8 protein-coding genes are annotated in these 9573 nt (G+C 70.0%); 7 read left to right on the forward strand and 1 reads right to left on the reverse strand.

Annotated elements, in window-relative coordinates; genetic code table 11:
• Window positions 1-513: 513 nt before the first annotated feature.
• Entirely contained in the window at window positions 514-1500 is a 987-nt protein-coding gene (locus tag DRB06_RS03640; RefSeq protein WP_111819151.1) for an FAD:protein FMN transferase, read from the reverse strand.
• Between the two features lie 172 nt (window positions 1501-1672).
• Here DRB06_RS03640 and DRB06_RS03645 point away from each other — a divergent pair, with 172 nt between their 5' ends.
• From DRB06_RS03645 to DRB06_RS03675, 7 genes are all read left to right on the forward strand, one after another.
• Entirely contained in the window at window positions 1673-3430 is a 1758-nt protein-coding gene (locus DRB06_RS03645) for an FTR1 family protein (RefSeq protein ID WP_111819152.1), read from the forward strand.
• A 31-nt stretch (window positions 3431-3461) separates the two neighbouring features.
• Window positions 3462-4094 (forward strand): iron transporter, encoded by a 633-nt coding sequence (locus DRB06_RS03650; protein ID WP_108967883.1) that lies wholly within the window; start codon window positions 3462-3464, stop codon window positions 4092-4094.
• A gap of 87 nt (window positions 4095-4181) precedes the next feature.
• The gene (locus tag DRB06_RS03655) at window positions 4182-5453 is read left to right on the forward strand and encodes a DUF2318 domain-containing protein (protein WP_111819153.1); all 1272 of its coding nucleotides are present in this window, start codon (window positions 4182-4184) and stop codon (window positions 5451-5453) included.
• 1 nt (window position 5454) lies between these two features.
• Window positions 5455-6744: an ABC transporter permease gene (locus tag DRB06_RS03660; protein ID WP_108967878.1), complete on the forward strand. Its 1290-nt coding sequence runs from the start codon at window positions 5455-5457 to the stop codon at window positions 6742-6744.
• 8 nt (window positions 6745-6752) lie between these two features.
• A complete protein-coding gene (locus DRB06_RS03665; protein WP_211483006.1) occupies window positions 6753-8135 on the forward strand; it encodes an ABC transporter permease in 1383 nt (460 codons plus the stop codon).
• Between the two features lies 1 nt (window position 8136).
• Window positions 8137-8955 carry an ABC transporter ATP-binding protein gene (locus DRB06_RS03670; protein ID WP_199912490.1) on the forward strand — a complete coding sequence of 273 codons (819 nt, stop codon included), beginning with the start codon at window positions 8137-8139 and terminating at the stop codon, window positions 8953-8955.
• On the forward strand, window positions 8952-9455 hold the full coding sequence (locus DRB06_RS03675) for an FMN-binding protein (protein ID WP_111819154.1): 504 nt from the start codon (window positions 8952-8954) through the stop codon (window positions 9453-9455). Before DRB06_RS03670 ends, DRB06_RS03675 begins: the two co-directional genes overlap by 4 nt.
• Window positions 9456-9573 lie beyond the last annotated feature (118 nt).

Below are 9573 nucleotides of genomic sequence, written 5' to 3' on the forward strand. Positions count from 1 at the left end.
CGCACAATTCCGCGGATTCTGTCGCGGCGCTCACTTCTGGAGTGTGCAGACTCACCACAGGGACTCGAACAACACCACTGGGCCAGCCGCCGCCCCGGCCGCCGAGTGGGCGCACTATCATTCTTCCGGCCGTGGCGAGGATTCCTGGTGCCGCTGATCTCGTTCGCCAGGACTGTTCCGCCTCTGACGTACGCGTGTCCGTCTCGCGTACGCGTTTGGAGGTTTCCTCGCGCCTGGGAGTCGGGATACTCCAAAACGCGTGCGTGAGAGCAGGAATCGTACGCGAGACGGCAGATCGTACGCCGGCCATGCCGACGACCGACTCCGACACCGGCACGCTAGCCGCCCCGCGCCACGTTTCCGCGCCGGAAGAAGTGGTTCGAGTTCAAGGTGTGAGTGGGCAGATGCCCCGATGGCGGCGTGGACGTGATGGGGCAGGGTGTCTTGTATGGACAGACGCCACACGTCGGCGGGTCCGGCTCCGCCATATCGACCGACCTCGGCACGTAAGATCTACCGACCTCGGCGAGAGACGGTGAAGAGTTCGGCGGGCAGGTCGCGCCAGGTGCGTGAGGTGGCTGCCGAGCCGTCCGCACGCAGCAGGGCGAAGTCGTAGTCGAACCCCGCGGCGGCCAGCCGGGCCGGGTCGGCCACGAACAGCGCCGTGGCCAGCCCGTCGGCGACGGCACAGTGGTCCGCCACCGCCCAGGCGGCGACGACGGCGCTCGCCCCCGTCACGGGCAGGCCCGTGCGCGCATCCAGGATGTGGTGCAGTCCCGGCCCCCAGGTGCGGCGGGATACGCCCGAGGCGCATACCGCCCCGGCGGTCAACTCCACGACGCCGACCACCGTGCCGTCCGGGTCGTCGCCCGCGCTTGCGGGCCGCTCCAGGCCGATGCGCACCGGCTGCTGGCGGCGCACCAACAGGTCGCCGCTGGCGTCGATCACATACTCCTCATGGTCGGCCGCGCGCAGCCAGGCGGCCAGTAGGTCGGCCAGGAAACCCTTGCCGGCGGCACCGACGTCGACCAGGGTCGGCCGGCGCAGCAGCAGTCGATCGCCGTCGTGGCGAGCCCAGGCCGCCCAGGTCGGACGCCCATGGATGGCACCGAGTCGGTGGGCGGCGCCGTCGCGCACCACGAAGCTGTAGTCGGCGTCGTAACCGAGCTCCACCAGGTCCGCGCCGGCCAACGGGTCGATGCGCCCGCCGGTGGCCGCATGCAGCCGGTCGTACAGGTCCAGCAGGGGAGTCGAGCCGGTCGGCAGTGCGAGCGCGACCGTGCCGTCGGGCTCTGGCGCGAGCCGCCCGGCGGCGGCCCGACGCACCAGCGACCCTGGGCGAAAGCGGGACCAGATGTTCTCGAAGGCGTCGATGTGCGCCGTGATCTGTCGACGCAGCGCGGCGGGCAGGGGGGAACGGGTGTGGACGGTCCACCGGCAGCCGGTGGCCTCGAACCGCCAGGCGTGTGCGAGCCCGCCCGGAGCGTACAAAGCACTCATTGCGTCTCCCCGGATCGATGCGACTGGTGGATCATGACGGCCTGCCAGGTCTTAATACAACAGCTTTTGACGAATCAATTTATGTAAGCCTAGTCTTTCGTTTGCAGGTCAGGCTCATCTACTATGTAGAAGGCTTGACTAACGTATCCAGTATGTGAAGGAAGCCGCCAGCATGGCCCATGCTCCGTTTCAGGACCGCCCCGCGCCCCCGCCGGTCCGCGGCGCCGTTGCGCTCGGTGCGCTACTGGTGCTGCTGACCGGGCTGGTATCCGGGCTGTGGCCGACGGCGCGCGCGGCCGAGTCCGATACGGACTACGACTCCTGGTCGGCGGTGGCACAGGCCATTTCCACCGAGCTCGACGCGGCCGCCGACTCCTACGCCTCGGGCGACACCTCCGGGGCCGCCGCCGCCTTCCAGCGCGCCTACAACTCCGGCTACGTCGCCTCCAACCTGCAGGTCGTCACCACCGACAACCTCGGCGCCGACGTCGTGTCCGAGCAGCAGCAGGCCTTCACCGACCTGCGACAGGCGGCCTACGCCACCGGCAACCAGGAGACCATCGACTCCGGCGTCACCGACCTGTCCGACTCCCTGACGAGCACCACCGCCCAGCTCGACGAGCTGGCCGACCTGGCCGACCCGCGCACCTACGCCGCCGACCAGGCCGCCACCATCGCCACCCAGCGGGCCGAGCTCCAGGCCAACAAGACCCGTGTCAACGAGGGGCGCGGCGAGCGCAGCTGGGCCGAGGTCGCCGACGAGATGAACGAACTCATCGACGCCGGCTTGGACAAGGCCGCCGCCGGCGACCGCGAGGGCGGGGCCGCCGACGTCAACAACGCCTACTACGGCTACTACGAGAAGCTCGGCTTCGAGAAGACCGTCATGTCCGCCATCTCCGGCGACCGCGTCTCCGAGGTGGAGAACCAGTTCAAGGTCGTGCGCAAGGCCATGGTGGGTGGCGGCGACATCGAGACGATCACCGCCGACGCCGAGACCCTCAAGGGCTACCTGACCGAGGACGCCGCCACCCTGGACGGCGGGGCCGCCGAGAACATCAGCCCCGTCAAGGCCCTCCTCACCGGCTCCTTCGGGCAGGCCTTCCTGATTCTGCTGCGCGAGGGCCTGGAGGCCATCCTGGTGGTCGCCGCCGTCATCGCCTACCTGCTCAAGGCCGGCATGCGGGACCGGGTCAAGTACATCTACGCCGGCCTGGTACTGGGGCTGGCGGGCTCCGGCGTGGTGGCGCTGCTGTTCGCCTGGCTGTACGACTCCGCCTCCGCCCACCAGGAGATCCTCGAGGGCGTCGTGGCGCTGATCGCCATGGTCATGCTGCTGTTCACCTCCAACTGGATGCTGTCCAAGTCATCGGTGGCCTCCTGGAACCGCTACATCAAGGACAAGACCGAGGCCTCCATCTCCGACGGCGGCTTCTGGGCGCTGGCGTCCCTGTCATTCCTCGCGGTCTTCCGCGAGGGCGCGGAGACGGTCATGTTCTACGAGGCGTTGTTCACCATGGACCCCTCCGGCTCGGCCAGCATCTGGCAGGGCTTCGCCGCCGGAGCGGCGGTGCTCGTGGTCATCTTCCTACTCATCCGCTTCACCAGCGTGAGGATTCCGCTGCGGCCCTTCTTCGCCATCACGAGTTTCCTCATGGCCGTCCTCGTCGTGATCTTCGCCGGCGGCGGCGCCCACGCCCTCATCGAGGGCGACATCATCCCGGCAACCTACCTACCGGGGTGGCCCACGTACGACTACCTGGGCCTGTACCCCTACCGGGAGACCCTCCTGTTCCAGGCCTTCATGGCCGCGCTCGTCATCGTCCTGTCCGCCGTGTCCGTGCTGCGTCACCGCCGGGTCGACGCCGCCCGGGCCGCCGCGGACGCGGACACCGACGCCGCGGCCGAGACGGCCGGGGCAACCGAATAAGAAACCCACCAACCGCAAAGGAAGACACCCCATGCGATCCCTCAAACTCGTCAGTGCGGCGGGCGCGCTCGTCCTCGTCGGGACCCTCGGCCTGGCCGCCTGCTCCTCGTCCGACGACGCCGCCGACACCTCTACCGACGCTGCCACCGAGGCGGCCGCGGACGCCGGCAACGACGCCGGATTCGAGGAGTTCAACGTCAACGACTCCCAAGTGGACCAGGAGGCCGAGGGCCAGATCAGCGTCAACCTGGTCTACTTCCAGCCGGTCGATATGGAGCCCGCCGGCGCCGCCGGCCTGGCCGCCTCCGACGCCAGCTTCCACATGGAGGCCGACGTCAGTGCCCTGGCCGACAACACCCTCGGTTACGGTGCCGGTGACTTCGTGCCCGGCCTGACCGTGGACTACTCCATCGCCCCGGCCGACGGCTCCGGCGAGGCCGTGGAGGGCACCTTCATGCAGATGAACGCCTCCGACGGCCCCCACTACGGCGCCAACATCGCCCTGGAGGAGGCCGGCCAGTACACGGTCACCATCACCATCCACAGCCCGGAGGAGAACGGCTGGGTGCTGCACACCGACCCCGAGACCGGTGTCGAGGGCCGCTTCTGGAACGAGCCCATCGAGCTCACCTGGGACTGGGACTACACCCCCATGGAGTGGTGAGCCCGCGGTGACGGCGCCGCCGTCACGTGGCCCGCAGGCACGGGCGTACATGCACAGCTGACCGGTATCGAGAGGAGAATACGCGGAGTGTTGGAGCGCTTTGTTTCCGTAGTCGGAGGGGCCACCCTGCCCTTCCTGCTGTACGCCGCTCTGGCCGCCCTGCTGACGCCCGCCGTCGTTGAGGGCTGGACGCGCTCGGGCCGCTGGCGCCTGGCCTCCGCCCTGACCGGTACCGCTGCCGGACTCGTCTTCGCCGTCCTGCGGGCCACCGCCGTCATCGACCGGCGCACGGTCGTCAACATCCCCACCCTCATCGCCTGTGTGGCGATCGACGCGGCCCTGATCGTCGTACTCGCGCTGCTGGTGCGCCGCCCCACCTGGGGCGCGGACGGTCGGCTGGGTGCGGTCGCCCATCCGGTCGCCTGCCTGGCGGTCGGCCTGGCGTTCTTCCGCGCCGTCCCGAACGTGGTGCTGGGGCTGACCGCCTTCATCGAGCCGGGCGAGGAGGTCCTGTCCTCCGAAATGCTGCTGCGCGTCCTCGGATTCATCGGCGGCTGGGTGGCCGTGGCCCTGCTCGCCTTCATCTACTACCGCACGGCCCGCCGCGCCCCGGTGCGTCCCACCCGCGTGACCCTACTGGTCTTCGCGGTCGTGTTCGGGGCGATGCACCTGGCGGAGCTGGCACGGGTACTGCAGTCCACCCACCTGATCCGCCTGAGCGGATCCGCCTTTCGCGCCATGACCTGGGCCACCAACAATGCGGGCGGGATCATCCTGCTCGCGGCGGCCGCCGTGTGGCTCGTGCCCATGGGGTTCGCCCTGGTCCGAGCGGTCGGGCGCACCCCGGCGCAGTCCAATCCGGCCCGCACCCGCGCCCTGCGCGCCGAGCGGCGCCGCTCGCGCCGTTGGGTGCTCGCCTCGGGGCTCGGCTTCGCCGCACTCGTGGCCACCCGGACCGTCGCCGTCGCCAAGGTCAACGAGGTTCCCACCCTGTCCGATCCCGAACCCTACGAGCGCTCCCAAGATGCCGCCGTCGTGTCCGCCACCCTCCTGGCCGACGGCCACCTGCACCGCTTCGCCTACGAGGCCTCCGGCGGCACCGAGGTCCGCTTCATCATGATTCTGAAGAACGGCGGCGCCTACGGGGTGGGACTGGACGCCTGCGAGTCCTGCGGGCCGGCCGGCTACTACGAGCGCGACGGCAAGATCATCTGCAAGCGCTGCGACGTGGCCATCAACCCCGCCACCATCGGCTTCAAGGGCGGCTGCAACCCCATCCCCATCGACTTCACCGTCGCCGACGGCGCCGTATCCGTGCCCCTTTCCGCCCTGGAGGACAGCGCGGAGGTGTTCGCCTGACGTGTTCTTCGCCCGCCTACTGCACCGCTCCTTCACCCGCCAACTGTGGCGCCGCTCCCTGGTCGGTCTGACCGTGGCGCTTTGCGCCTCCATCTCCGTGGCCATGCTCGGCGTCGTGCTCGACGTCGGCGACAAGCTGAACGCCGAGCTGACCGCCTACGGCTCCAACATCGTGGTCCAGCCCAAGGCCGACGCCGTCGTCTCCAGCCTGTACGAGACCGAGGAGACCACCGAGGCCACCGCCTTCATCGACGAGGCAGAGGTGCCGAACATCAAGACGATCTTCTGGGCCTACAACATCGTCGACTTCGCCGCCGAGCTCACCGGCCGCGTCGACGTGGCCTCCGCCTCCGCCCAGGCGCAGGATCTGGCCATCACCGGCACCTGGTTCGACAAGGAGCTGAATCTGTCCACCGGGCAGACCACCACCGCTGGAGTCACCACCCTGCGCTCCTGGTGGACCCTGGAGGGCGCCTGGCCCGCCGACGACGCCGACGAGGCGGTCGTCGGCTCCACCCTCGCCCAGCGTCTGGGCGTCACCACCGGCGACACCCTCACCCTGTCCACCGCGAGCGGCGAGCGGGCCCTGACCGTCACCGGCGTGTACACCTCCGGCGACGATGACGACGACTCCCTGTACGCCCCGCTGGCAGTGGTCCAGGAACTCACCGGGCACGTCGGTCAGGTCGACGAGGTGGAGGTCAAGGCGCTGACCACCCCGGAGAACGACCTGTCGCGCAAGGCGGCCCGCAACCCCAATGTGCTGTCCGCCTCCGAGTGGGAGACCTGGTACTGCACGGCCTACGCCTCCTCCATCACCTACCAGATCGAGGAGGTCATGCCCGGCGCCGTCGCCAAGCAGGTGCGCCAGGTGGCGGCCGTCGAGGGCAAGGTGCTGGAGAAGACTCAGGCGCTGATGATCCTGATGACCGCTCTCAGCCTGGTCGCCGCGGTGCTGGCCGTCGCCTCCCTGACCAACGCCTCCCTAGTGGAGCGCACCAGCGAGTTCGCCCTGCTCAAGGCGGTGGGCGCCTCCTCCGCCTCCATCAACCGGCTGATCCTGGCCGAGACCGCCGTCATCGGGGTTATCGGCACGGCCGTCGGCGCGGCGGCCGGATCCGGGATCGCCCAACTGATCGGGCGGGTGGTCTTCGGCTCCTCCATCACCATGCGGCCCATGGTGTACGTGCTGGTGGCGGTGCTGGTGGCGCTGGTGCTGGTGATCGCCACCGCCTCCTCAATGCGGACCATCCTGCGGATTCAGCCGGCAACCGCCCTGCACAAGCGGTGAGGAGGAACATGAGTACTCGCTCCGGCATCGGCCGGCCCATGACCAATCGACGCATGTTCGCCACCATGCTCATCGGCGCCATGCTGCGGCGCCGCTCCCGCGCCCTGTCCGCGATCGGCTCATCCGTGGTGGGCGCCGCCACCCTGTTCTGCCTGGCCTCCATCTGCCTGGCCGTACCCGCCCAGATGAGTGCCGAGATGCGCCAGTACGGCGCCAACCTGATCGTCACCCCCATTGACGCCGAGGCGGCTTCAACCACGAATGACTCCGCCACGACAGCCGCCACGGACGCGGCCGCCGCGACGGCGAACGCCGACGGGGCGGGGGAGAGCCCGACCTCGACCGCACGCATCAGCGCCGCCGACTTGGCGCTGGTGGACGCCGCCGTCGCCGCGGCCACCGACACCACCACCGAGCAGCTGGCCACCGCCGCCTACCGCTACGAGACCATCCGCATCAACCGTTCCCCCTACCTGCTGGCCGGCATCGACGTCGACGCCGTGCGCGCGCTCAACGGCCACTGGGAGATCGACGGCGACTGGCCGCAGGCCGGGCAGGTGCTGATCGGGCTCAATGTGGCCGAGAACGCCGGGTTGAAGATCGGCTCCACCGTCAACGCCGAGTACCTGTCCAGCGACAACCTCGCCTCCGTTGGGGAGGGCGACGGCGATGCCGGGGCCTCGGCCTCCAGCTCGGCGACCGCCGCCACCGGCGACCCGGCCAAGTCCGATGAGACCGCCGCGGGCCAGGCCCAGTGGCGGGTGTCCGGCATCGTCGACACCGGCGGGGAGGAGGACGACATCGTCTACGTCCCCACCGCCGCGCTCGAGTCGCTCACCGGCACCGTCGACGCCGGCTACGACGTGGTGGAGTTCTCCGTCGACACCTCCGCCGCCGGCGTGGATGAGGCCGCCGCCGCGGTGACCGATTCCGACGCCGCCGGACGCGTGGCCGCCCAGCCGGTCTCCAAGATCTCCAGCGGGGACACCCGCATCATCACCATGCTCAACACCCTGTTCTGGGTGGTGGCCGTGGTGGTGCTGGGCCTGACGCTGGTGGGGGTGTCCACCACCATGACCGTCGTCGTGGCCGAACGCCGCAACGAGATCGGCCTGCGCAAGGCGCTGGGCGCCTCCGGGGGGTCCATCGCCACCGAGTTCTTCGCCGAGGCGGCCCTGCTGGGACTGATCGGCGGGCTGGTCGGCACCGCCATCGGTTATGGGCTGGCCGTCGCCGTCGGCCTGGGTGTGTTCGACCGCCCCATCGGCTTCAGTTGGTGGCTGGCGGCCGCCTCCGTCGCATTGACTACGCTGGTCGCCGTCGTCGCCTCATACTCTCCGGTGCGCCGCGCCTCGCGCATCGACCCCGCGCTCGTCCTCAGAGAGGAATGACATGACCGACACGCTCACCGCGCCGCGGACCGGCTCGCCGGACCAGGGCGCCGATGTGCTGCTCGAACTGCAGCACGTGTCCAAGATCTACGGCGACCTGCACGCCGTCGACGACCTCAGCCTGCAGGTGCCGCGCGGGCAGTGGCTGTCCGTCGTCGGCTCCTCCGGCTCCGGCAAGACCACCCTGATGAACATCATCGGCTGCATGGACACGCCCACCCGCGGCTCCGTGCTCCTGGACGGGCGCGAACTCGGGCGGCTCAACGCCTCCCAGCTGACCGACATCCGTAAGCACGTCATCGGCCTGGTCTTCCAACAGTTTCATCTGATCCCACACCTGACCGCCATCGAGAACGTCATGGTCGCGCAGTACTACCACTCCATGACCGATGAGAAGGAGGCGCTGGCGGCCCTGGAGAACGTGGGCCTGGGGGAGCGCGCCCACCACCTGCCCTCCCAGCTGTCCGGCGGCGAGCAGCAGCGCGTGTGCATCGCCCGCGCACTGATCAACCACCCACAGCTCGTACTCGCCGACGAGCCCACCGGCAACCTCGACGAGGCCAACGAGCAGCTGGTCCTGGACATCTTCGCCCGCCTGCACGCCGCCGGCACCACCCTGATCGTGGTCACCCACGACGCCCACGTCGCCTCCTGCGGACAGCGCCAGATCCTGCTCAACCACGGGCGCCTGGTGGGGGAGAAGCACAACGTCGGCGGTGCCGGGCGCCGCGAGAGCGACATGCTCGACTTCGGACAGGGCGAGCCGGACACCCGGGCGCGCGACGCCTCCGCGCTCCGCGGCGAGGAGGCGCAGTCATGAGGCGGCGCGCGCTGGCCGCCGTCGGCGCCGTTCTGGCCACCGCCGGCCTGGCCGGCTGTGGTGGCGGGGAGGTCACTCCCGCGCAGGACGAGTACGCCGGCCGCGCCCAGACCGAGAACCCGACGGCGCAGCCCGCCACCACCGCCGGAGCGGAGGCGCCCACCGCCTCCGCCACCCCCACCGGGGGCCCCTACGCCGACGGCGAGTACACCGTCAGCGAGGCCTACGGGGTGGTGGACGACGTGGTGGAGGAGGACTCCATCGACGTCACCCTCAGCCTGCAGGGCGGCTACATCACCGACGTGTCCGTCACCGGGCACGCCCTGACCGGCACGTCCAAGAACTACATGGCGGACTTCGTGGAGGAGATCGACGACGCCGTGGTCGGCCGCAGCATCGAGGACGCGCACGTGACCGCCCTGGCCGGGGCGTCCAAGACCTCCGCGGCCTTCAACGACGCCGTCGACGCCATCGCCGCCCAGGCCGCCGAGGCCTACTGACAACGAAACGTGGGCGGCGGGAGAGGTTGGGGCTCGGCTTACCATCCGCGGCCCTCGTGCCTCGGGCCGCTCCCGCCAGCCCCGCCACGCCTTCGCCCCAACCTCTCCCGCTCGCCGA

This window comes from Actinomyces sp. Z5, from assembly GCF_003287795.1.
Taxonomy (GTDB): Bacteria; Actinomycetota; Actinomycetes; order Actinomycetales; family Actinomycetaceae; genus Actinomyces; species Actinomyces glycerinitolerans.